Origin of the sequence: Gordonia sp. 135 (assembly GCF_009720185.1) — a bacterium.
Lineage (GTDB): Bacteria > Actinomycetota > Actinomycetes > Mycobacteriales > Mycobacteriaceae > Gordonia > Gordonia alkanivorans.
The window spans coordinates 3,070,349-3,093,661 of the sequence record NZ_CP046257.1; the positions used below are offsets into that span (position 1 = coordinate 3,070,349).

Annotated in this window: 21 protein-coding genes and 2 tRNA genes; 7 read left to right on the forward strand and 16 right to left on the reverse strand. The window is 67.3% G+C overall.

Annotation, left to right across the window (positions count from 1 at the left end):
• Window positions 1–36: 36 nt before the first annotated feature.
• Genes GKZ92_RS13875 through mobA form a run of 5 tightly spaced genes read right to left on the reverse strand, consistent with a single transcriptional unit; the run spans window position 37 to window position 5,522 of the window.
• Entirely contained in the window at window positions 37–426 is a 390-nt protein-coding gene (locus GKZ92_RS13875) for a DUF4233 domain-containing protein (RefSeq protein WP_006357948.1), read from the reverse strand.
• Window positions 423–1,949: a bifunctional tetrahydrofolate synthase/dihydrofolate synthase gene (gene folC, locus GKZ92_RS13880; RefSeq protein WP_035754081.1), complete on the reverse strand. Its 1,527-nt coding sequence runs from the start codon at window positions 1,947–1,949 to the stop codon at window positions 423–425. Before folC ends, GKZ92_RS13875 begins: the two co-directional genes overlap by 4 nt.
• A complete protein-coding gene (locus GKZ92_RS13885) occupies window positions 1,946–4,618 on the reverse strand; it encodes a valine--tRNA ligase (protein WP_006357950.1) in 2,673 nt (890 codons plus the stop codon). The genes folC and GKZ92_RS13885 overlap by 4 nt, the downstream gene beginning before the upstream one ends.
• A 52-nt stretch (window positions 4,619–4,670) precedes the next feature.
• Window positions 4,671–4,838 carry an SDR family oxidoreductase gene (locus GKZ92_RS13890; protein ID WP_006357951.1) on the reverse strand — a complete coding sequence of 56 codons (168 nt, stop codon included), beginning with the start codon at window positions 4,836–4,838 and terminating at the stop codon, window positions 4,671–4,673.
• Between the two features lie 36 nt (window positions 4,839–4,874).
• Window positions 4,875–5,522, reverse strand: a complete 648-nt coding sequence (gene mobA / locus GKZ92_RS13895) for a molybdenum cofactor guanylyltransferase (RefSeq protein WP_155225353.1) — start codon at window positions 5,520–5,522, stop codon at window positions 4,875–4,877.
• Between the two features lie 49 nt (window positions 5,523–5,571).
• On the opposite strand from mobA, the gene GKZ92_RS13900 reads away from it, so the two are divergent.
• Window positions 5,572–7,878: an FdhF/YdeP family oxidoreductase gene (locus GKZ92_RS13900; RefSeq protein ID WP_155225354.1), complete on the forward strand. Its 2,307-nt coding sequence runs from the start codon at window positions 5,572–5,574 to the stop codon at window positions 7,876–7,878.
• A gap of 81 nt (window positions 7,879–7,959) precedes the next feature.
• Here the strand turns inward: GKZ92_RS13900 and clpX are convergent, their stop codons facing one another.
• The 5 genes from clpX to GKZ92_RS13925 form a co-directional block, all read right to left on the reverse strand.
• The gene (gene clpX / locus GKZ92_RS13905) at window positions 7,960–9,240 is read right to left on the reverse strand and encodes an ATP-dependent Clp protease ATP-binding subunit ClpX (protein ID WP_006360016.1); all 1,281 of its coding nucleotides are present in this window, start codon (window positions 9,238–9,240) and stop codon (window positions 7,960–7,962) included.
• 198 nt (window positions 9,241–9,438) lie between these two features.
• Window positions 9,439–10,137: an ATP-dependent Clp protease proteolytic subunit gene (locus GKZ92_RS13910; protein ID WP_005198934.1), complete on the reverse strand. Its 699-nt coding sequence runs from the start codon at window positions 10,135–10,137 to the stop codon at window positions 9,439–9,441.
• A gap of 59 nt (window positions 10,138–10,196) precedes the next feature.
• Window positions 10,197–10,796 carry an ATP-dependent Clp protease proteolytic subunit gene (locus tag GKZ92_RS13915; RefSeq protein WP_006360017.1) on the reverse strand — a complete coding sequence of 200 codons (600 nt, stop codon included), beginning with the start codon at window positions 10,794–10,796 and terminating at the stop codon, window positions 10,197–10,199.
• 258 nt (window positions 10,797–11,054) lie between these two features.
• Window positions 11,055–12,419, reverse strand: a complete 1,365-nt coding sequence (gene tig, locus GKZ92_RS13920) for a trigger factor (RefSeq protein ID WP_155225355.1) — start codon at window positions 12,417–12,419, stop codon at window positions 11,055–11,057.
• A gap of 87 nt (window positions 12,420–12,506) precedes the next feature.
• Window positions 12,507–12,580: transfer RNA gene (locus tag GKZ92_RS13925), tRNA-Pro, on the reverse strand.
• A 164-nt stretch (window positions 12,581–12,744) separates the two neighbouring features.
• Between GKZ92_RS13925 and GKZ92_RS13930 the strand changes: the two genes are divergently transcribed.
• Window positions 12,745–12,818 (forward strand) — tRNA-Gly (locus GKZ92_RS13930).
• 115 nt (window positions 12,819–12,933) lie between these two features.
• Here GKZ92_RS13930 and GKZ92_RS13935 read toward each other — a convergent pair.
• The gene (locus GKZ92_RS13935; protein WP_230461801.1) at window positions 12,934–13,203 is read right to left on the reverse strand and encodes a hypothetical protein; all 270 of its coding nucleotides are present in this window, start codon (window positions 13,201–13,203) and stop codon (window positions 12,934–12,936) included.
• 211 nt (window positions 13,204–13,414) lie between these two features.
• Between GKZ92_RS13935 and GKZ92_RS24010 the strand changes: the two genes are divergently transcribed.
• Both GKZ92_RS24010 and GKZ92_RS13945 read left to right on the forward strand, forming a co-directional pair.
• Window positions 13,415–13,600, forward strand: a complete 186-nt coding sequence (locus GKZ92_RS24010; RefSeq protein WP_006360020.1) for a hypothetical protein — start codon at window positions 13,415–13,417, stop codon at window positions 13,598–13,600.
• A 254-nt stretch (window positions 13,601–13,854) separates the two neighbouring features.
• Window positions 13,855–14,589, forward strand: a complete 735-nt coding sequence (locus tag GKZ92_RS13945) for a L,D-transpeptidase (protein ID WP_281430766.1) — start codon at window positions 13,855–13,857, stop codon at window positions 14,587–14,589.
• Window positions 14,590–14,662: 73 nt separating this feature from the next.
• Here GKZ92_RS13945 and GKZ92_RS13950 read toward each other — a convergent pair whose 3' ends face one another.
• From GKZ92_RS13950 to GKZ92_RS13965, 4 genes are all read right to left on the reverse strand, one after another.
• A complete protein-coding gene (locus tag GKZ92_RS13950; RefSeq protein ID WP_006360022.1) occupies window positions 14,663–15,616 on the reverse strand; it encodes a PE-PPE domain-containing protein in 954 nt (317 codons plus the stop codon).
• 84 nt (window positions 15,617–15,700) lie between these two features.
• On the reverse strand, window positions 15,701–16,138 hold the full coding sequence (locus tag GKZ92_RS13955) for a hypothetical protein (protein WP_035754078.1): 438 nt from the start codon (window positions 16,136–16,138) through the stop codon (window positions 15,701–15,703).
• A gap of 94 nt (window positions 16,139–16,232) precedes the next feature.
• Window positions 16,233–17,036, reverse strand: a complete 804-nt coding sequence (locus GKZ92_RS13960; RefSeq protein ID WP_006360024.1) for an Fpg/Nei family DNA glycosylase — start codon at window positions 17,034–17,036, stop codon at window positions 16,233–16,235.
• A 3-nt stretch (window positions 17,037–17,039) separates the two neighbouring features.
• Complete coding sequence (locus GKZ92_RS13965; RefSeq protein WP_006360025.1) at window positions 17,040–17,519, reverse strand: ribose-5-phosphate isomerase; 480 nt, start codon at window positions 17,517–17,519, stop codon at window positions 17,040–17,042.
• Between the two features lie 22 nt (window positions 17,520–17,541).
• Here GKZ92_RS13965 and GKZ92_RS13970 point away from each other — a divergent pair, with 22 nt between their 5' ends.
• Window positions 17,542–18,567 (forward strand): M48 family metallopeptidase, encoded by a 1,026-nt coding sequence (locus GKZ92_RS13970; RefSeq protein WP_006360026.1) that lies wholly within the window; start codon window positions 17,542–17,544, stop codon window positions 18,565–18,567.
• A 48-nt stretch (window positions 18,568–18,615) separates the two neighbouring features.
• Here GKZ92_RS13970 and GKZ92_RS13975 read toward each other — a convergent pair whose 3' ends face one another.
• Window positions 18,616–19,239, reverse strand: coding sequence for a mycothiol-dependent nitroreductase Rv2466c family protein (locus tag GKZ92_RS13975; protein ID WP_035754077.1), 624 nt, complete (start codon window positions 19,237–19,239; stop codon window positions 18,616–18,618).
• Between the two features lie 193 nt (window positions 19,240–19,432).
• On the opposite strand from GKZ92_RS13975, the gene GKZ92_RS13980 reads away from it, so the two are divergent.
• The gene (locus tag GKZ92_RS13980) at window positions 19,433–20,668 is read left to right on the forward strand and encodes a TetR/AcrR family transcriptional regulator (RefSeq protein WP_035754076.1); all 1,236 of its coding nucleotides are present in this window, start codon (window positions 19,433–19,435) and stop codon (window positions 20,666–20,668) included.
• Between the two features lie 29 nt (window positions 20,669–20,697).
• The gene (pepN, locus tag GKZ92_RS13985) at window positions 20,698–23,307 is read left to right on the forward strand and encodes an aminopeptidase N (RefSeq protein WP_155225356.1); all 2,610 of its coding nucleotides are present in this window, start codon (window positions 20,698–20,700) and stop codon (window positions 23,305–23,307) included.
• The last annotated feature ends 6 nt before the right edge of the window (window positions 23,308–23,313 follow it).

Sequence of the window (23,313 nt, forward strand, 5' to 3'; positions counted from 1 at the left end):
GTCTCCGACAGCGTTGACCACCCAGGTGGGGGCCGGTCAGTCGATCGGTTCCTGACCGGGGAGCATGCCCATTTCGACGCGCTTCTCCACATCCCGCTTGATGTAGACGATGTAGAGCCAAACCGACCCGAAGACCACGCCGACCGCGGCGATGGACCAATGGAAGACACCACCGGCGATCACCGCCACCTGTAGGGCGAGGTCGAGTTTGAGCGCATACGGGCGGCCCTGCATCCCGGCGGCCACGATCATCGCGAGCACGAGGAGGATCAGGTATCCGCCGGACACCCAGGTCAGACCGCCGCCGAGACGCCAGACGATGGGGAACGCCAGGATGACGACGATGACCTCGAGGATCATCGTCCCGGCCATCACGCCGCGCAGGCCCTTCCACGGGTCGTTGGCGGGTGGGGTGTACCGGGTCATGAGGGTTCCTTACCGAACAGGGTGCGCGCGGCACCGGCGGTCACGACCGAGCCGGTGATGACGACGCCCGCACCCGAGACTCGTTGGCCCTCGGCTTCCTCCGCGAGGGCGATGGCTTCTTCGACGGCGTCGGGCAGGAACGGCTGGACGACGACCCGTTCCTCGCCGAACACCTCGGTCGCGTACTCCGCGAGCGTCTCGGCGTCGAGGGCACGCGGCGAACCGTTGTTGGTGACGACGACGGTGTCGAGCACCGGCTCGAGCGCCTCGAGCAGTCCCCGCGCGTCCTTGTCACCGAGCACGCCGACCACGCCGATGAGGCGCCGAAAGTCGAACTCCTCGGCCAGCGCCTGGGCCAGTGCGTTCGCGCCGTGCGGATTGTGCGCGGCGTCGGCGAAGACCGTCGGTGCGCTGCGGAGCCGCTCGAGGCGGCCGGGATTACCGACCGTGGCGAAGCCGCTCCGGATCGCGTCGATGTCGAGCTGACGGTCCTGACCGGCACCGAAGAACGCCTCGACCGCGGCGAGCGCCAGCGACGCGTTGGCGGCCTGATGCGCACCGTGCAGCGGGAGGAACACCTCGTCGTAGACGCCGCCCAACCCCTGAATCGTGAGCATCTGGCCACCGACGGCGGTGGCCGATCCGAGGACCGCGAACTCCGAACCCTGACGGGCCACGACCGTGCCCGCATCGACCGCCGCGCGCAGCAGCACCTCCATGACCTCGGGGTTCTGCTCGGCGATGATCGTGACCGGGTCGACGGCACCGACGGCATCCGGCTCACCGGGCTTGATGATGCCGGCCTTCTCCCCCGCGATGGCGGAGAGCGTGTCACCGAGATAGTCGGCGTGGTCCATGGCGATCGGCGTGATAACCGAGACGATGCCGTCGATGACGTTGGTGGCGTCCCAGCGTCCGCCCATGCCGGTCTCGACCACCGCGACGTCGACCGGCGCCTCGGCGAACACCGCATAGGCCATCGCGGTCAGCACCTCGAACTTGCTCATGCGCGGCCCGCCGGCCGCGGTCGAGCTGTCGTCGACCATCGTGATGTACGGCTCGAGCTCGCGGTAGGTGTCGATGTAGGTCCGGGCACGAATCGGCTTGCCGTCCACCGAGATCCGCTCGGTGACGCGCTGGAGGTGCGGGCTGGTGATGCGTCCGGTCCGCCGGTGCAGCGCGGTCATCAACGCATCGATCATCCGCGTCACCGACGTCTTGCCGTTGGTGCCCGCGACGTGGATCGCCGGATAACTGTGCTGCGGCGAGCCGAGCAGATCCATGAGCGCCGCGATACGTGTCAGCGACGGTTCGATCCTGGTCTCGGGCCAGCGGGTGTCGAGTTCGGCCTCGACCTCGGCGAGTTCGGCGAGATCGTCGGCGCTGTCGTGGACGGTCAGCGGTGGGCGGTCGTTCTCGGCGTCCGCCGCCCGCCCCTCCGAGTCGAGCAGTTCCGACAATCCCAGCGGATCCTCGCCGACGACGGCGGGATCCTCTTCGGGGAAGCCGGTCTCGTCGCTCACGCGCCGCCGGCCAGACTCGCCAGTTTCGCGTTCAGACGCTCGACCTCTTCGGTCGCGATCCGCTGGCGATCACGGATCTTGCTGACCACGTGGTCGGGGGCCTTGGACAGGAACTGCTCGTTGCCGAGCTTGGCCGAGGTGGTCGCCAGCTCCTTCTCGGCGACCGCCAGGTCCTTGGTGAGACGCTTCCGCTCGGCCTCGACGTCCACGGTTCCCGACGTGTCGATCGCGACGGTGACGGTCGCGACGGACAGCCGGACCTCGATGGTCGCGGTGGCCCCGAAGCCGGGCCCGGCGGGATCGAGACGTGCCAGCGACTGCACATAGGGCAGCAGCGGCTCGATGCCCGACTCCCCCAGTCCGTCGAACTGTGCGGCCACCCGCTGACCGGGGCGGAGTCCCTGGTCGCTGCGGAAGCGGCGGACCTCGGTGATGAGTCGCTGCAGGTCGGCGACACGGGCCGCCGAATCGGCGGACCAGTCCTGCCCGGACGGCGTCGGCCACTCGGCGATCACCAGCGACTCGCCCCCGGTGAGCGTCTTCCAGAGCACCTCGGTGACGAACGGCATCACCGGCGACAGCGCCCGCAGCAGCGGCTCGAGGACCGCGCCGAGCACGATGGAGGTCGTCTCCGAACGCTTCTCGTCGTTCTCGGCGAACTGGACCTTGGCCAGCTCGAGGTACCAGTCGCACACCTCGTCCCAGGCGAAGTGGTAGAGCGACTCGCACGCCTTGGAGAACTCGTAGGACTCGAAACCGGCGTCGACCTCGGCGAGCACCTCGCCGAGGCGCCGGAGAATCCAGCGGTCGGCGTCGGTCAGTGCCTCCGCGGCGGGCAGCTCGGCAACCTTGGCGCCGTTCATCAGCGCGAACTTCGTCGCGTTGTACAGCTTGGTCGCGAAGTTCCGCGACGACTGGGCATGGTCCTCGCCCACCGAGATGTCGGCACCCGGGTTGGCGCCGCGCGCCAGCGTGAAGCGCAGTGCGTCCGCGCCGAAGCGCTCCACCCAGTCGAGTGGGTCGATGCCGTTGCCCTTCGACTTCGACATCTTGCGGCCGTGCTCGTCGCGGACCAAGCCGTGGAGGAACAGGTTGTGGAACGGGATCTCGCGGCCCGGGCCCAGGTCCTTGCCGACGTAGGTGCCGAACATCATCATCCGCGCCACCCAGAAGAACAGGATGTCGTATCCGGTGACGAGAACCGAAGTGGGATAGAACTTCTCGAGATCGTCGGTCTCATCCGGCCAGCCCATCGTGGAGAACGGCCACAGGCCCGAGGAGAACCAGGTGTCGAGGACGTCGGTCTCCTGGACGTAACCCTCCGGCGCCTTCTCGTCGGGTCCGACGCAGACGACCTCGCCGTCGGGGCCGTACCAGATCGGGATGCGATGGCCCCACCACAGCTGCCGCGAGATGCACCAGTCGTGCATGTCGTCGACCCAACCGAACCAGCGCGGCTCCATCGACTTCGGATGGATCACGGTCGAGCCGTCTCGGACGGCGTCGCCGGCGGACTTCGCCAGCGACGAGACGTCGACCCACCACTGCATCGACAGGCGCGGTTCGATCGGCTCACCGGTGCGCTCGGAGTGTCCGACGCTGTGCAGATACGGGCGCACCTCCTTGACGATGCGGCCCTGCTCGGCGAGCGCCTCGCGGACCTTGACGCGCGCCTCGAAACGGTCCATTCCGTCGAATTGCGTTCCGGTGTCGGCGATCCGGGCCGATTCGTCCATGATCGTCGGCATCGGCAGGTTGTGCCGCTGGCCGAGCGCGAAGTCGTTGGGGTCGTGCGCCGGGGTGATCTTGACTGCGCCGCTGCCGAATTCGGGGTCGACGTAGTCGTCGGCGACGATCGGGATGTTCCGGTCGAGGAACGGGTGCGGCAGTTCGGTGCCGATCAGGTGCCTGTACCGCTCGTCGTCGGGGTGCACGGCGATCGCGGTGTCGCCGAGCATGGTCTCCAGACGCGTCGTGGCGACCACGATGTGGGGTTCGGAGTCGTCGAGCGAGCCGTAACGGAAGCTGACGAGTTCGCCCTCGACGTCGGCGTAGCTGACCTCGATGTCGCTGACCGCCGTCTTGAGGACCGGCGACCAGTTGACCAGGCGCTCCGCCTGATAGATCAACCCGTCGTCGAACATCTTCTTGAAGACCGTGTGCACCGCACGCGACAGACCCTCGTCCATCGTGAAGCGCTCGCGCGACCAGTCGACGCTGTCGCCGAGCCGGCGCATCTGTTCACCGATGTTGCCGCCGATCTCGGCCTTCTCGGCCCAGACGCGCTCGATGAAGGCCTCGCGGCCGAGGTCGTCGCGGGTCTTGCCCTCGGCGGCCAGCTTGCGCTCGACCATCGTCTGCATGGCGATCGCGGCATGGTCCATGCCGGGCAGCCACAGCACCTCGTAGCCCTGCATCCGGCGACGACGCGACAACGCGTCCATGAGGACGTGCTCGTAGGCGTGACCCATGTGCAGCGACCCGTTGACATTGGGCGGCGGGATCACGATCGAGAACGGGGGCTTGTCACTCTTCGCGTCGGCGGTGAAGTAGCCGGCATCGACCCAGCCCTGGTAGAGCGTCGCCTCGTGCTGGGCGGGGTCCCAGGATTTCGGCAACTCGTTCTCGGGCGGCGCGGATGTCGGGTCGAGTGATGTCACGGCCGCCATTCTATGTTTCCGCCGGGTGTGACCTCGCCCCGGTCCTCACTCGCGGACGGGTTCATGCGGTCTCGGCCTGAAGTGCCGGACCGAGGAGGAGTCCGCCGTCGATGACGTACTCCGCCCCCGTGATGAACGACGCCTCCGGCGACGTGAGGAACAGCAGGAGCCGGGTCACGTCGACCGGCTCGCCGAGCCGATACGCCACGGCAACGCCGCGGACGCCCACCGGCGACTGAACTCCTCGGCCGGCGTTCAACTGCGCTCAGCCCGTCGTCACACGCAGACGATGCAGGTCCTCGGGCGCGTTCACGTTCACGAGCCACTCGGGGTCGGACACGCCCACGCGGTGAGTGTTGAGTGCCTCGACCGCACCGAGCATCCGGCGCTCACCACCGGCCACCAGATCGGCGATCACCGGTCCCGCGTCGGTCCGGTAGATCCCGGCCATCGGGTGGTCGCGCTGCGCGTCGCGCGCGATCACCGCCTGAGCGGAGTCGGTGAGTCCCAGTCGGAGTTCGTCGATGAGCTCGGGCGCGATCAGCGGCATGTCGGTGGCGCACACGAAAGCGAGGTCGGCGCCGTCGGCCGCGGCCTTGGCCAGGCCTGCCACCAGCCCGCCCAGCGGGCCGGCCCCTTCCTGCTCATCGGTCACCCAGTGCACCCTGGACCGGTCGATGCCGGGTGCCGCGCGGTCCCGGATGTCGTCGATGCCGCGGAACGCCGCCGACGTCGCACCGGCCACGACGAGCACCGGATCGCACCGCTGCGCGACGACCCGCACCACGCGGGCGAGCATCGGCTCACCCTCCCAGTCCAGTGCCGCCTTGTCGCTGCCCATCCGCCGCGAACGCCCGCCGGCCAGAACGATCGCCGCCAGTTTCGAACCGTCTGATCCCGTGTCTTGAGTCACAGCACCCAGTGTGCGTGATCCATCACCTCGGCGAGGCAAGATGGACATCATGAGCCACACCCCCGATGGTGACCCCCGCGTCGACGAGCCCACCGATGTCCACCGCAAGCATGTGAAGACCTGGGCCGCCGGCGTACCCGCGGTGGCCGTGGCGCTCAAGCGCGGACTCGAGCAGATGGGCCCGGTGCGGTCCGCGCAGACGCTCGTCAAACTCAACCAGCGCGACGGATTCGACTGTCCCGGCTGCGCCTGGCCGGAGACCCCCGGTCACCGCAAACACGCCGAGTTCTGCGAGAACGGCGCGAAGGCCGTCGCCGAGGAGGCCACCAAGCGCTCGGTGACCCCCGAGTTCTTCGCCGCCCACAGCGTCGAGGATCTCGCCACCCGCAGCGGCTACTGGCTCTCGCAGCAGGGCCGGCTGGCGCATCCGGTGTATCTCGCCCCCGGCGACACCCACTACCGCCCGGTGAGCTGGGACGACGCCAACCGCATCATCGCCGACGAGTTCGCCGCGATGGCCTCCCCCGACGAGGCCGTCTTCTACACCTCCGGGCGGACCAGCAACGAGGCCGCCTTCGTCTACCAGCTGTTTGCACGCAGCCTCGGGACCAACAACCTCCCCGACTGCTCGAACATGTGCCACGAATCGTCGGGCGCCGCGCTCGGTACGTCCATCGGCATCGGCAAGGGGTCGGTGACCGTTCCCGACCTCGAGGCCGCCGACCTCATCCTCATCGCCGGCCAGAATCCCGGCACCAACCATCCACGGATGCTGGCCACCCTCGAGAAGGCCAAGAACAACGGGGCGCGGATCGTCGCGATCAACCCGCTGCCCGAGGCGGGCCTGATGCGGTTCAAGGACCCGCAGAAGATCGGCGGCGTCATCGGTGAGGGCACCAAACTCGCCGACGACTACCTCCAGGTCCGGCTCGGCTCGGACATGGCCCTGTTCCGGGGCGTCGCCCGACTGCTACGCGACGCCGAGCAGGCGAACCCCGGCACCGTCTTCGACCACGAGTTCCTCACCGGGTCGTGCGCCGGCACCGAGGACTACCTCGCCCTGCTCGACGACGTCGACATCGACGAGGTCGCCGCCATCACGGGACTGACGAGAGCCCAGATCGTCGACCTCGCCGACGCCGTACGGACCTCGCAGCGCATCGTGCTGTGCTGGGCGATGGGACTCACCCAGCACCGTCACGCGGTCGCGACGATCGCCGAGGGCACCAATGTGCTGTTGCTGCGCGGGATGATCGGCAAGGTCGGGGCCGGACTGTGCCCGGTGCGAGGCCATTCCAACGTCCAGGGCGACCGCACGATGGGCATCTTCGAGAAGATGCCCGAATCCTTCCTCGCCGCACAGGATGCCGAGTTCGGGATCGTCAGCCCGCGCGAGCACGGGTACGACACCGTCGCGGCGATCAACGCGATGGCCGCGGGCAAGGTGCGGGTCTTCATGGGGATGGGCGGCAACTTCGTCTCCGCCACCCCCGACACCGAGGCCACCGCAGACGCGCTGCGTCGCTGCGCCCTGACCGTGCAGGTGTCGACCAAGCTCAACGAATCGCATACCGTCACCGGTCGCGCGGCGCTCATCCTGCCGACGCTCGGACGGACCGACCGGGACGTCATCAACGGTGTGGCCCAACGTGTCTCGGTCGAGGACTCGATGTCGGTGGTGCACCTGTCCCGGGGCTCGCTGCCGCCGGTGTCGGCCGACCTGCGCAGCGAGGTCGCCATCGTCTGCGACCTGGCCACCGCCGCCCTCGGCGCCGATCATCCGGTTCCGTGGCAGGAACTCAAGGGGAACTACGACGCGATCCGCGATCGCATCGAACGGGTGATCCCGGGGTTCGAGGACTTCAACATCCGTGTCCGGCGCAGCGACGGTTTCGTCCTGCCGCATCCACCCCGCGACGACCGGACCTTCGACACCCCGAACGGCAAGGCCAACTTCGCGACGTATCCGCTCGAATGGGTGCACATCCCGGAGGGGCGTCTCATCCTGCAGACGCTGCGCAGCCACGATCAGTACAACACCACCGTCTACGGCCACGACGACCGCTACCGCGGGATCAAGGGCAACCGGCATGTGGTCATGGTCAGTCCCGCGGACCTCTCCGCACTCGGACTGCACGACGGCCAGCGCGTGGACATCGTGTCGGAGTTCGAGGGCGAGAACGGCCTCGAAGAGCGTCGCGTGCGCGGCTTCGAGATCGTCGCGTACGACACCCCGCAGGGCAACGCGGCCGCCTATTACCCGGAGACCAACCCGCTGGTGCCGCTGGGCTCGGTGGCGAAGGAATCCAACACCCCGGTGTCCAAGGCCGTGGTCATCCGGCTCGAACCGGCCTGACCCGCCGGACCTCAGGCGAGAGAACAGAATCCCCGCCCGGCGATCCGGGCGGGGATTCTCGTCGTCTACGAAGAGATCGCGTCAGGCGGTCTTGTCGCGGCGCTCGTCGTTCGAGGCCTTGCGCGGCACGATGGTCGGCAACACGTTGTCGCGCACCGTCTCACCGGTGACGACGACCTTCTCGACGTCGTCGCGGCTCGGGATGTCGTACATGACCGGCAGAAGTACCTCTTCCATGATGGCGCGCAGACCACGAGCACCGGTGCCGCGATGGATCGCCTGGTCGGCGACCGCCTCGAGGGCGTCCTGGGTGAACTCGAGTTCGACGTTGTCCATGTCGAACAGGCGGGTGTACTGCTTCACCAGTGCGTTCTTCGGCTCCGACAGGATGCTCACCAGCGAGTCCTTGTCGAGGTTGGTGACCGAGGCGACGACCGGCAGACGGCCGATGAACTCGGGGATCAGCCCGAACTTGATCAGGTCCTCCGGCATGACGTCGGCAAACTGATCGGTGGTGTCGACCTCGTCCTTGCTCGCCACATCGTTGCCGAACCCCAAGCCGCGCTTGCCGATTCGCTCGGACACGATCTTCTCGAGACCCGCGAACGCACCCGCCACGATGAACAGCACGTTGGTGGTGTCGATCTGGATGAATTCCTGATGCGGGTGCTTGCGACCGCCCTGCGGCGGCACCGATGCCTGAGTGCCCTCGAGGATCTTCAGCAGCGCCTGCTGCACGCCCTCACCGGACACGTCCCGAGTGATCGACGGGTTCTCGCTCTTGCGGGCGATCTTGTCGACCTCGTCGATGTAGATGATGCCGGTCTCGGCGCGCTTGACGTCGTAGTCGGCGGCCTGGATCAGCTTCAGCAGGATGTTCTCGACATCCTCACCCACGTAGCCGGCCTCGGTGAGGGCGGTGGCGTCGGCGATGGCGAACGGCACGTTCAGCATCTTGGCCAGCGTCTGCGCGAGGTACGTCTTGCCACAACCGGTCGGGCCGAGCATGAGGATGTTCGACTTCATCAGTTCGACGGTCTCACCCGTGCGGGAGTCCTTCTTCTCCCCCGCCTGGATGCGCTTGTAGTGGTTGTAGACGGCCACCGCGAGCGTGCGCTTGGCCGTGTCCTGACCGATGACGTACTTCTCGAGGAAGTCGCGGATCTCCGCGGGCTTCGGGAGTTCGTCGAGTTTCACGTCGCCGTTCTCGGCGAGCTCCTCCTCGATGATCTCGTTGCACAGGTCGATGCACTCATCGCAGATGTACACGCCTGGGCCGGCGATGAGCTTCTTCACCTGCTTCTGACTCTTCCCGCAGAAAGAGCACTTGAGCAGGTCGCCACCGTCTCCGATTCGTGCCATCTCGCGTAGTACCTACTTCCTCGTTGCCGGACTGTCGTCGTGGTCCGTCGCGTCGCGCGCAGTCGGGCACGGATGATCTGACGACCTCCGAATGCCCAGTAACCCGACGGTACCCGCGCACCGCTCGAACTTCGACCGATAAGGCCAAATGTCGCGACAGAAAATCCCCGCGACTTCTGTGCTGGTTGTGGGTTGTCGCTAGGACTTCTTCATCGACTTCTTGCGGTATTCGAAGACCTCGTCGATGATTCCGTATTCCTTGGCCGCGTGAGCGGTCAGGATGTTGTCGCGATCGGTGTCCTTGCGGATCTTCGCCTTGTCCTGGCCGGTGTGATTGGACAGGATCTCGTCGAGCCGGTCGCGGATGCGCTCGATCTCGGCGGCCTGGATCTCGAGGTCGGAGACCTGACCCTGGTAGGCACCGCCGGTGCGCGGCTGGTGGATCAGCACGGTCGCGTTCGGCAGGGCCGCACGCTTACCCGGGGTTCCACCGGCGAGCAGGATCGCCGCGGCCGAGGCCGCCTCGCCGAGGCACACGGTCACGATGTCGCAGTGGACGTACTGCATCGTGTCGTAGATGGCGAGCATGTCGGGCACGCTGCCGCCGGGCGAGTTGATGTACATGGTGATGTCGCGATCCGGGTCCTGCGATTCGAGGACGAGCAGCTGCGCCATCACATCGTTGGACACGACCTGGTCGATCGGCGTACCGACGAAGACGATGCGCTCCTCGAACAGCTTGGCGTACGGATCGTACTGGCGCTGACCGTTGGGGGTGTGCTCGATGAACGACGGCAGGATGTAGCGCGCCTCGATGTTCTTGAGCGCCAACGCCGACGCGGGGATACCGGCGGCGACCTCGGCGGGCATGCCGTCCAGGGAAAGGGAGTTGGTCATCTGTTGCTCCAAATGAGTAGGTGTGGCTCGAGGGTGGCTGGGTCGCGCGATCGACCGGGTCACTGACCCGGACGCGAGATCACCTTGTCGACGAAGCCGTACTCCTTGGCCTCTTCTGCGGTGAACCACTTGTCGCGATCCGCGTCGGCCTCGATCTTCTCGAGCGGCTGACCGCTGAACTCGGCGTTGAGCTTGTTCATCTCTTTCTTGGTGAGCGCGAACTGCTCGGCCTGGATGGCGATGTCGGCCGCGGTGCCGCCGATACCCGCCGACGGCTGGTGCATCATGATCCGCGCGTGCGGCAGGGCATGGCGCTTGCCCTTGGTGCCGGCCGCGAGGAGGAACTGGCCCATGGATGCCGCCATGCCCATCGCGTAGGTGGCGACGTCGCACTCGGCGAGTTGCATGGTGTCGAAGATGGCCATGCCCGCGGTGACCGAGCCACCAGGCGAGTTGATGTAGAGGTGGATGTCCTTGGTGGGGTCCTCGGCGGCGAGCAGCAGGATCTGTGCGCACAGCCGGTTGGCGATGTCATCGTCGACCTGGGTGCCCAGGAAGATGATGCGTTCGCGCAGCAGACGCTCGAACACCGAATCGGTCAGGTTCAACCCAGCCACACCCGAACTCATCGAGGGTGTGTGGATGGTCGGCTCACTCACGGGTTCCTACCTTTGCCTTGTTGTCATGACCTGTGCGCGCCGTCTCGGGCGTCGCACATGTTCTCTTCTCTGATGGCGTCCTCACCGACACTAACCAATCCACACCCACCGGCACTCCCGAGGACACGTCTATTCGCTGAGAGCAGAACGGGTCGTCACAGTGAACGGCGAATGCAGAACGGTGCACCCGACGCCGATCGCCGGCCCCCGCGAACGGGGACCGGCGATCGGTGATGCGTGGTGAGGTTCCGGGTCGACTCAGTTGTCGGCGTCGGCCGCCTCGTCCGACTCGGCGTCCTCGTCGTTGCCGCCGAAGAAGTCGGCGGTGTCGACGGTCGCGCCCTTGGTGTCGGTGACGGTGAACTCGCCGACGATGCCGGCCAGCGACTTGCCGCGACGGACGTCGGCGTAGACCGCGCCGACCTGGTTGGCCTGGGTCAGCTGCTGGATGAACTCCTGCGGCTGCATGCCGTAGCGCTGCGCGGTGAAGATGATCTGCTGGGTCAGCTCGTCCTGGCTGACCTCGGTCTCCTGCTGATCGGCGATCGCGTCGAGGAGCAGCTGCTGCTTGACCGACTTCTCGGCCTCCTCGCGCGCCTCGGCGTCCCACTCCTCGCGGGTCTTGCCCTGCGCCTCGAGGAACTTCGCGACCTGCTCGTCGTCATGACCGAGAGCGTGGATGATCTGGTGCTGCTGACCCTCGATCTCCTCGGCGACGACCTTCTCCGGCAACGGGACATCGACGGTCTCGATCAGCTTCTCGAGCACGGCGTCGCGGATCTTGTTGGCCTGCTCGAGCTTCGCCGACTGCTCGACGCGCTCGGCCAGGCTCGCACGCAGCTCCTCGACGGTGTCGAACTCGCTGGCCATCTGGGCGAACTCGTCGTCGACCTCGGGGAGCTCGCGCTCCTTGACCGACTGCACGGTGACCTTGACCAGTGCCTCGTCACCGGCGTGGTCGCCGGCGACGAGCTTGGTGGTGAACTCCTTGCTCTCGCCGGCCTTCAGGCCGATGAGGGCATCGTCGAGTCCGTCGATGAGCTGGCCGGAGCCGACCTCGTGGGACAGGCCCTCGGTGGTGGCCTCCTCGACGGGCTCGCCGTCGACGGTGGCCTCGAGGTCGATCGACACGAAGTCGCCGTTCTCGATGCCGCGCTCGACACCCTTGAGGGTGCCGAAGCGGGCCCGCAGGCCCTCGAGCTGCTCGTCGACGGCGGCCTCGTCGATCTCGATGGCGTCGACCTCGACCGAGAGGGTCGAGTAGTCGGGCAGGGTGATCTCCGGGCGGACGTCGACCTCGGCGGTGAAGGTGACGGACTCGCCGTACTTCAGCTCCGACAGATCGATCTCCGGCTGGCCGATGGCCTTGGTCTCGGTTTCGGCGACGGCCTCCGAGTACTTGGCGGGGATGGCGTCGTTGACGACCTGCGCCAGGACCGAGTCGCGACCGACGCGGGCCTCGATCAGCTTGGCGGGCGCCTTGCCCGGACGGAAGCCGGGGATCCGGATCTGCTGGGCCAACGACCGGTATGCCCGGTCGAAGTCTGCGGACAGCTCCTCGAACGGGACCTCGACATTGAGCTTCACTCGGGTCGGGGTGAGTTGCTCGACAGTGCTCTTCACGCCTACTGCTCCTTATATCTGCGGTGGTGATGAAAGTTCGGTTTCGGGTGGTGTGCCCCCGTGACCCACACGGCCACAATCGACAAGTCGGGATGACAGGATTTGAACCTGCGACCCTCCGCTCCCAAAGCGGATGCGCTACCAAGCTGCGCCACATCCCGCGGTCCTGCGCACGCGGTGGAGGCCTCACGGCCGACCGCGCATCAGGGCCAACAGAAGATAGTACGTGGCGCCTGTTGCGACGCGACCAACGGGTGCCGGACGCAGCGCCACCCATCCCGATTTAGAAATCCGGCGCGCCGCCATGTACAGTCACTCATCGCACGCGGGTGTAGCTCAATGGTAGAGCCCTAGTCTTCCAAACTAGCTACGCGGGTTCGATTCCCGTCACCCGCTCCACCACAGTCCTCGATCCCGGTCGAGGACACGACCCGACCCTGGTCCGTCGAAAGACGAACGGACCAGGGTCGTTTCGTTTCTCCGGCCGGTCAGCTACCGCGGATCACGGCAGACCTCAGAATTCGAAGAACGGGAAGCCGTCGCCGAACTCGTAGAAGTCGTACGGATAGTCGTAGAACGGCGGGAGTTCCGGCAGTGGCGGTGTCGTCGGGGTTTCCTTCAGCGGACCGTTCTCCCCCGGACCCGTCGAGATGACGGGTGGCGGACACGGAGCTGTCTGCCCGTTGGCGATGGGCATCGTGCATGGTGCGTCGGCGCTCGCAAGTGCCGCGCCACCGAAAAGCCCGGCGGTGGCGGTGGCGACAGCGAACGTCAAGGTGGTCAAGGGTCGGTTCATTGCTCTCGGTCTTCCATTCGCAGACGTCAGCACCCCCCTCCGCGCGGAAATGTCTCCCGACCTGCGTGCACTCTCGTGCACGCGCCCTCTCCTTCCCGGGTGCCGACATATACGTTCCTCCGCCCGGCAGCCATGTTTGAGCAGTTCGCGAAGCCGAAACCTGGATGTGACCCACGACACACTCGCGTAGGGTGGGTGCATGCCCTCTTCACACACGAAAACCCAGCGAAAGTGTCAGACCTGCGGCGCGCCGCTCTATATACGCAGGGACGTCACCGAATCCGAGACGGGACTCGAACGCGTCGACGTCATGCTCGTCTGTCGCGACGAGGCATGTGCGCAGCCCGTGCGACACGTGCGCACGGAGCACCCGCAACCTGCCTGATCCCCGACGCCCCAGTGGGACAACCGATCCTGTTGACATCGCCACAACTGGGGCGATGATGTACGCCAATGAGATGATCGGCGCAGTATGTCATCCGAGTGTGACTACCGTCACACGAGCTATGGTCGATGCGTTCACCACGGCTTTTTGCCAGCTCGCACCCCCCGTTCGCGATCGTGGCGCCGATGAGACGTCCGCACTCCTTGGCCGCTAGACAACGGTTGTGTAACGATGGATTAGCGCTTTCAGATGTAATGCGCGAGATATTCATCGAACCGAAGGTACGACTAGTGCAGACCAACAAAGTGCCGACCTCGCGGTCTCGTCGACGCTCCACTCGACGCCTCAGCGGGATCGTCGTCGGCGTCCTGGCCATGGCTCTCGCCCTCCCCGGCGTTGCGAACGCTGCACCCGTCACCGTGATCCCGGGCCTGCCGCCGGTCGAGATCCCTGTGATCCCCGGACTGCCGACGCCGCCGGCACCGAGCACCCCGAAGGCCCCGGAGCCGCCGTCGAGCAGCACCACCCCGGAGAAGCCCGCGGGTCCGGCCATCCCGAACGTGAAGACCCCGACCGGGTACATCGCCCTGGCCGACGACAACACCCACACCATCACCTGGTGGAAGAACGGCGAGGTCGTCAAGACCATGCCGATCTCGATGGGTTCGGACAAGCACCCGACCCCGAACGGTGTCTACTACACCAAGGAGAAGTACCGCGACATGTACATGGACTCGTCCACGTACGGTGTGCCGGTCGACTCCGCCGAGGGCTACCGCACCTACGTCGAGTACGCGACCCGCATGTCCTGGGACGGCATCTTCATCCATGCGGCGCCGTGGTCCGTCGCGCAGCAGGGCAACAGCAATGTGAGCCACGGCTGCATCAACGTCACCACCGAGTTCGGCAAGTGGGTCTACGACAACGTCCCGCGCGGAACCCCGATCGTGGTCCGCAACACCATTGGCGGTCAGTTCCAGGGCGACTGACCTCCGCGACATCCGACCTCGAATGCCGGTCACCGACACGGTGACCGGCCTTCGTCGTCGAAGCGGTTGATCGTCACGCAGCGCGGACGTCATCCGCGGGATCAGCAGCGAGTGTTGTGAACGTCGCCTGCACCTGCAACCAGCCCGCGATCACCTGGCATCCGGTCGATGCGGGATCGGTCACGGAACCGCGCCGGTACGGCTCGTGCCGGTACGAGGTGTGGCGTCCGCCCGGCGAATTCGTCCACACGACACCGAGGAACCGGATCATCGACGGCAGGTAGCAGCGGATCTCCCACCACGCCGATGCGAGTCGGTGGACGTCTCGCCGCCACTGCGACGGGCGCACCGCGGTGCGGCGGGCGTTCTGGAAGGCGTTGCGGCGCAGCACCCCGAATGCACTGCCTCCCCAACGACCCAGCGCAGCGAACGTCATCGCCCGTGTCAGGTCGGCGATGTCGCGGACGAGGGAATCGGCACGCGCGTTGCAGATCATGTCGTCGGGAGCGCCCACCCACACCACGGGCAGGCCTGTCGGTAGCTGTTCACCGGGACCCGCGACACCCCATCCGTCACAACCGGGTATGACGCCCGCCGGCTGGTGCGGGTCAGCGACGAGTCCGACGCCCAGTACTCGCCCGACGACGTGATGACGGCGTGTCCCCAGCTCGGCTAGCGCCGCCCGGATCACCACGGCTCCTTGCGAATATCCCAGCAACGCCACCGGCCCCGTGGTCCGCTCGAGCAGCTCGGACAACCGCCGGGCGCCGATCGCGACACTGTCGGCGAAGCTCATGCCACCGGGATGGGGCGCCGGGCCGTAACTGGCCGGATAGGCGACCCAGCGACTGGAGAATCGATCGTCGAGTTCGTCGGCCACCCCCGCGAGGAGTCCGGTCACCTCGGTGCGGACATCACCCGGGTACGACTCACCGGTTCCGCCGACCACGAGGACAGTGATCTCCGGCTGGTCGGCGTCGCCGAGGACGTCGTGCAGGGCCTGCTCGTCGCTGTACACCTCATCCATCGTGACGACCGCACATGTGAGCGGACGTCAGACGACGCTGTGGGTTCGCTGAGATCGGCGGCGGGAGCTCGCGACGAACGGACGTCAGAAGGTGGCGCCGGGCGGCGGCTTGGCGACGTAGTCCGCGGTTTCGATGATCGCGATGAAGAAACCGCTCCCCTCGATCACGTTCGCGCTGTGGGTCAGGCCGGCCGGGATGTAGATGCTCGCCGGCGCCTCCACCACGTACGACTCGTCGCCCAGGGTGATCTCATAGACCAGGTGGTCGAGCGAGAGCAGGATGTTGATTTCGGGGCAGTCGTGCACGTGGGGTTCACAGTAGTCCCGGGTCGCGGCCGAGACGGCTCGCATCTCGTGAGCGACGACGCGCTTCTCGGCCTCGGGGAACAGATCACCGCCGGTGAGGACGCGTCGGGTGATCGGCGCGTCGGATGCACCGTGGAACGGCACGTCCTTCAGCGGCGACACCTCCCCGCGCGAGATCAGACCGGCATGGAGACGGGCTTCCTCGGCGATCGACACGCTACCCCCACAGATTGCGACGCGGATGCCATGCATCCCGAACTACCGCGATGTTACTGAGGTTCGCCTATCCATACATCAATTGAGGGGATCGTCACTCCTGGCAAACCGGACACCAGTAGAGCTTCCGGGCCTCGAGTTCGGCGAGCAGGACCGGGGTGCCACAGATCCGACACGGCTCTCCCGCCCGGCGGTAGACATAGGTCCGCGGACGGTTCGCGGCATACGCCGGCGCCCCGTGGTCGTCCTCGGGACGGATCACATGGATCCGTCCGCGGCGCACACCGACCTTCATCAGTGCCACCAGGTCGAGCCACATCTCGTCGAATTCGGTTCGGAGAAGGCGTTTTCCGGGCCGCATGGGGTCGATTCCGGCACGGAAGAGGACCTCGGCGCGATACACGTTCCCGATGCCCGCGATGACCTTCTGGTCCATCAGCAGCGCGCCGATCGGACGCGAGGACCGGGACATCGCCGCCCAGGCGCGCTCCGGGTCGGCGTCGCGGCGGAGGGGGTCGGGACCCAGACGGGCGATCAGCGCGTCGAGGTCGACGGGGTGGTAGATCTCACACGCCGTCGGTCCGCGCAGGTCAGTGCCGGTGTCCTCGGTTTCGATACGCAGCCTGACCTGTCCGACGGGCTCGGGCAGCGGCGCCGTCAGTTCGGTGAAGGCGCCGTAGAGGCCGAGGTGGATGTGCACCATCTGCTCGGTACGACCGTCGCGATAGCGGTGGAGCAGATGTTTACCCCACGCCTCCGCGGCGTGGAAGGTCATCCCGTCCACGGCGGCCGCACCGTCGGCGAACCGTCCCTGGGGGCTGGTCACCCGGACCCGGCGGCCGCCGAAGAGTCGCTGTTGCCGGCGGGCGAGCCGGTGCAGTGTGTGACCTTCGGGCACCGATCAGGCCGGCGGCTGCGGGACCTCGGGGGCCACGCCGGTGCGCTCGTACTCGGCGAGGATGTCGATGCGGCGCTGGTGGCGCGGCTCATCCGACCACTCGGTGGCCAGGAAGGCGTCGACGATGGCCAGGGCTTCCTCGGTGGAGTGCATGCGGCCGCCGATGCCGATCAGTTGTGCGTTGTTGTGCTGGCGCGCGAGCTGCGCGGTCTCGACGCTCCAGGCCAGGGCGCAGCGGGCACCGGGCACCTTGTTCGCGGCGATCTGCTCGCCGTTGCCGCTGCCGCCGAGGACGATGCCCAGGCTGCCGGGATCCGCGACGGTCCGGGCCGCGGCGTCGATGCAGAATGCCGGATAGTCGTCGAGGGCGTCGTAGACGTGGGCGCCACAGTCCACCACCTCGTGTCCGTTCGCCTTCAGATGGTCGGCGATCTGGTTCTTGAGTTCGAATCCGGCATGGTCGGCACCGAGATAGACACGCATGGCGCCACTATAGATTGAGGGCGTGGACACGCCTGCGCCCATCCCCCGAGCGTTGCCGAACCCGATCCCGAACGTGCCCGGGGTCGCCGACCCGCTCCCGGAGACACCTCCCGACCCGTCACGACGCTGGCTTCGCGCTGCTCGTTTCGCCGCACGCCCGCAGCTGCATCCGTGGGAGATCCCCGTCCTCGTCCTCGTCATCCTCACCACGACGGTGGGATACGCGGCGATCGTGGTCCTCGTCGCCCTCGGCATGTTGGACCAGATCCTGTTGGCCGCCTTGGCATTTCCGTTGGTGTTGTTCGTGATCCGCGGTCTCACCTATGCGACGCCGCGCGTGAACGGCGTGCAGATGACGCCCACCCAGTTCCCGGACGGTTACCGGATGCTGGTCGAGGCCGCCGCCCGCTACGGACTGGAGTACGTACCCGACGCCTACGTCGTACTCGGGAACGGGCAGATCAATGCCTTCGCCTCCGGCCACGGATTCCGGCGGTTCGTCGTCGTCTACTCCGACCTGTTCGAGGTCGGCGGCGCCGCTCGCAGTCCCGAGGCCCTGGAGTTCATCATCGGCCACGAGGTCGGGCACATCGCGGCCGGTCACACGTCGTACTGGCGTCAGCTGGCGACGGTCCTCGGTACCAGCATCCCCCTGCTCGGCAGCGCACTCTCACGAGCGCAGGAGTACACCGCCGACAACTACGGCTACTACGCGAAGCCGGCGGGCGCTCCGGGCGCGATCGGCGTCCTGGCCGCCGGCAAGTACATGCTGTCCGCGGTCGACTTCGACGAGTTCGCCGACCGCGCCACCCACGAACGCGGGTTCTTCGTGCACCTGGTGAACGCGATCTCGACCCACCCGGTCCTCACCTGGCGCGCGGCCGCGCTCCGCAACCGGACCCGGGCCGGCGCGATGCTGCTGCGGCCGCGCCAGATCGTGCGCGACATCGGCAGCGGCAACGTCGTGGCCGTGCCACCACCGGCGCACCCGGCGACGGTCCCGCCCGGTTCGCTCCCGAACGGCATCGAACCCCCGCCCAGGTTCTGAGCGGAGGTTCGACGCAGCGGCTTCGCGGGAGGCGAATCAGACTGTGGTTCAGTCGAACTGGGGTTCCTCGGTGCGGCTGCGCTTGAGCTCGTAGAAGTGCGGGTAGGACGCGAGTGCGAGCGCGCCGTCCCAGACCTTGCCGGCGTCCTCGCCGCGCGGGATGCGCGACAGCACCGGGCCGAAGAAGGCGACACCGTTCACGTGGATCGTCGGGGTGCCGACGTCGTCGCCGACCTTGTCCATGCCCTCGTGGTGGCTCTTTCGGACGGCCTCGTCGAACTCCTCGGAGTCGGCGGCCTCCGCCAGCGAGGCGTCGAGCCCGAGTTCGGCGAGCGCGCCCGCGATGACCGCGTCGAAGTCCTCGATCCCCTCGTTGTGGATGCGGGTGCCCATCGCGGCGTAGAGCGGTGCGAGGATCTCGTCGCCCTTCTCCGCAGCCGCGGCGGCGATCACCCGGACCGGACGCCACGCGTTCTTCAGTGCCTCGCGGTACTCGTCGGGGATGTCCTTGCCCTCGTTGAGGACAGCCAGGCTCATGACGTGGAAGTTGACTTCGATCGGCCGGACCTTCTCGGCCTCGAGGATCCACCGGGAGGTGATCCAGCACCACGGGCAGAGCGGATCGAACCAGAAGTCGACCCGATCGGTGGTGGACTGGCCCTGCTCTGACATCGTCGACGTCCTCTCAGAAGTGGTGATCGATCTCGACCGTACCGGCGGCACTGTCAACCGTGCTCGACATCGGCACGGGCCTGCCTGTTCCCGGTTTGTCATGTGAGCGGCGAAATTCTGCGCCGGATCCGGTTACCGTTCGTTGGAAGGGTCACCGCTCGGATCCGCCACCGTTCCCGGGAAGGAAACGTCCATGCCGTCGACGCCGCACGATCCGGACTCCGGTCCCGGTCCGGCGGGCGGGCGGGCGAACCCCAGGGGCCTCCGGGCCGAGCAGATCGTCCGGGCGGCGACGACCCTGTTCCAGGAGGCCGGGTACCGCAACGTCAGCATCGAACAGATCGGTGCCGCGGTCGGTCTCACCGGGCCCGCGGTGTACCGCCACTTCCCCGGCAAGCACGACATCCTCGTACAGGCGCTGCTGACCCAGGTCGACCTGGTGGACGAACTCGTCCGCGAGGCCGACGAGTACGGCGAGACGCCGCAGGCCCAGCTGTGGCGGTTCCTCGATCGCCTCGGCGACCAGACCGCCAACCACGACGTGTCGATCCTCTGGCGCCGCGAGCAACGGCACCTGCACCCCGCCCAGCTCGCCGACATGCGGGTCTATTTCGCGAAGTTCAGCGACTACATCGCCGACAAGGTCGCCGCTGTGAGACCCGACCTGCCCGCCGTCGACGCCCGTCTGCTCGGATTCGCCGTCCTGAGCCTGTACTCCAACACCTCGGTGATCCGCGGGACGATGCCGCCGGCGCACGTGATGCAGATCCAGCGGGCCGTCGCCCGGTCGATCGTCGACGGCGAACTGCCAGCGCCCGGACCCGATGCCTCACCGCCGGCGCCGGCCACCCGGCGCCCCGCCGATCGGCACGAGCGCATCCTCGACGCGGCCACCGACCTGTTCGCCGAGCGGGGATTCCACGACGTCCGGATCGACGACATCGCGCGGGCGGCCGACATCTCGGTGGCCACCTTCTACCAACAGATCCCCGGCAAGACCGAGGTCTTGCGAGCGATCCTGGTCCGCGCCTTCGAAGGCATTCTCTTCCTCACGACCCACGCCCTCGACGGCGTCGAGCCCCGCGATGCCCTCGACGTGCTCATCTCCCTGCACGTGCGGCAATCGCTGGGTGTGCACGGACGGATCATCCCCATCTTCACCCGCGACCTCGTCTACCTGCCCGAGGCCGACCAGAATGCGCTGCGTGCCGCCCAGCGCGCGTACATCGCCGAATGGGCCGTCGCCATCCGCGCCCGGTCGCCCGAGCTGTCCGAGAGCGACGCCGCAGGTCTCACCCGCGCGTTCATCGGGGTGTCCGGCGACGTCGTGCAAGTGCCGGAACTGCGCGCACGACCGGGGATCTCCGCAGCGCTCGCCGCCCTCGCGACAGCGATCCTGCAGCCCGCCGATCTGCTGTCGGACGGCTGAGCACCGCCCTTCTCGATAAGCTGGCCTGCGTGACTGCCCCGAACCTCACCAGAGACCAGGCCCGCGAACGCGCCGCGATCGTCGACGTGTCGAACTACCAGATCGAACTCGACCTCACCGACGGGAACGGTGCGCCCGGCACCGCCGGGAAGGGCGCCTCCGGCACCGAGACGTTCCGATCCACCACGACGGTCACGTTCACCGCGACCGAGGGCGCCGAGACCTTCATCGACCTCGTCGCGCCGACGCTGCACTCGGCGACGCTCAACGGCGTCGACCTCGACGTCTCCGGCTTCGACGAATCCGTCGGCATCACCCTGCCCGGGCTGGCAGCGGAGAACACCCTCACCGTGGTGGCCGACTGCGCCTATTCGAACACCGGTGAGGGACTGCACCGTTTCGTCGACCAGTCCGACGAATCGGTGTACCTGTACTCGCAGTTCGAAACCGCCGACGCCAAGCGCATGTTCGCCTGCTTCGACCAGCCCGACCTCAAGGCCACCTACACGCTCACGGTCACGGCGCCGGAGGACTGGAAGGTCATCTCCAACGCGGCACACGTCGAGACCGCCGCCGCCGAGCCGGGTGTCCATCGCTTCCGCGAGACCGCGCCGATGAGCACCTATCTCGTCGCGCTGATCGCCGGGCCGTACGCCGAGTGGACCGACGTCTACTCCGACGACCACGGCGACATCCCCCTGGGCATCTACTGCCGCGCCTCGCTGGCCGAGCACATGGACGCCGATCGGCTCTTCACCGAGACCAAGCAGGGATTTGCCTTCTACCACAAGAACTTCGGCATCCCCTACGCCTTCGGTAAGTACGACCAGCTGTTCGTGCCCGAGTTCAACGCGGGCGCGATGGAGAACGCCGGCGCGGTGACCTTCCTGGAGGACTATGTCTTCCGGTCGCGCGTCACCAAGTACCTCTATGAGCGTCGCGCCGAGACCGTGCTGCACGAGATGGCGCACATGTGGTTCGGCGACCTCGTCACCATGCAGTGGTGGGATGACCTGTGGCTCAACGAGTCCTTCGCCACCTTCGCCTCGGTTCTCTGCCAGTCCGAGGCCACCGAGTACACCAACGCCTGGACGACGTTCGCCAACGTCGAGAAGTCCTGGGCGTACCGGCAGGATCAGCTGCCCTCGACCCACCCGGTCGCCGCGGACATCCCCGACATCGCCGCCGTCGAGGTCAACTTCGACGGCATCACCTACGCCAAGGGCGCCTCGGTGCTCAAACAGCTCGTCGCCTATGTCGGTGTGGACGATTTCCTCGCGGGTCTGCGCGACTACTTCGCCGCCCACAAGTTCGGCAACGCGACGTTCTCCGATCTGCTGGGCGCACTGGAGAAGTCGTCCGGTCGTGATCTGTCGGACTGGGGCGACCAGTGGCTGCGCACCACCGGCATCAACGTCATGCGCCCCGACTTCGAGGTCGACGAGTCCGGGGCGTTCACCCGGTTCACCATCGTCCAGGACGGCGCCGCGCCGGGCGCCGGCGAGACCCGCGTGCACCGGCTCCGCGTCGGCATCTACGCCGACAACGGTTCCGGTGCCATCGAACAGACCCACAGCGTGGAACTCGACGTCGAGGGTGAGCGCACCGACGTGCCCGGACTCGTCGGCGTGCACCGCGGAGACCTGGTGCTGCTCAACGACGGTGACCTCACCTACGCGTCGATCCGCATCGACCCCGAGTCGCTGGCGACCGCGACCGCCCGCATCGGCGACATCACCGACTCCATGCCGCGCACCCTCGTGTGGTCGGCGGCCTGGGAGATGACCCGTCAGGCCGAGATGCGTGCCCGCGACTTCGTCGAACTCGTGCAGCGCGGGATCGCGTCGGAGACCGAGATCGGTGTGGTGCAGCGTGTTCTGATGCAGGCGACCACCGCGATCGAGTCCTACGCCGACCCCACCTGGGTGTCCTCGACCGGCGGGCCCGCGTTCAGCGCGCGCCTGCTGGAACTCGCCCGGGGCGCCGATGCGGGCTCCGACCACCAGCTCGCCTTCGTCAACACCTGGCTGGCCGGCAAGCTCAACGACGACCAGATCGACGTGGCACGGGCACTTCTCGATGGAGGGGACCCGGCCGAGCAGGGTCTGGGCGGCCTGGCCGTCGACACCGACCTGCGCTGGAAGCTGGTGCGCGCGTTGGCGACCGCCGGTGCGATAGATGCCGACGCGGTTTCGACCCCGACCATCGACGCCGAGGCCCAGCGCGACAACACCGCCACCGGCACCCGGCAGGCCGCCGCGGCACGTTCGTCGCGACCGCTCCCCGAGGCCAAGGCCGACACGTGGTCGCAGGCGATCGACGACGATTCGCTGTCGAACATCTACACCCGCACCATGATCGAGGGCTTTGCGCGTCCCGGCCAGGGCGAGCTGCTCGAGCCCTACGTCGAGAAGTACTTCGAGGCGATCCCCGAGGTGTGGGCACGCCGTTCGAGCGAGGTCGCCCAGACCGTCGTCATCGGCCTCTACCCGAGCTGGGCGATGACGCAGCAGGCCCTCGACCTCGCCGAGGAGTTCGTCGCGGGTGATCATCCGCCTGCCCTCAAGCGGCTGATCTCCGAAGGCCGTGACGGCGTGGCACGTTCGCTGCGGGCACGCGAGTTCGACGCGCAGGGCTGAGATCTA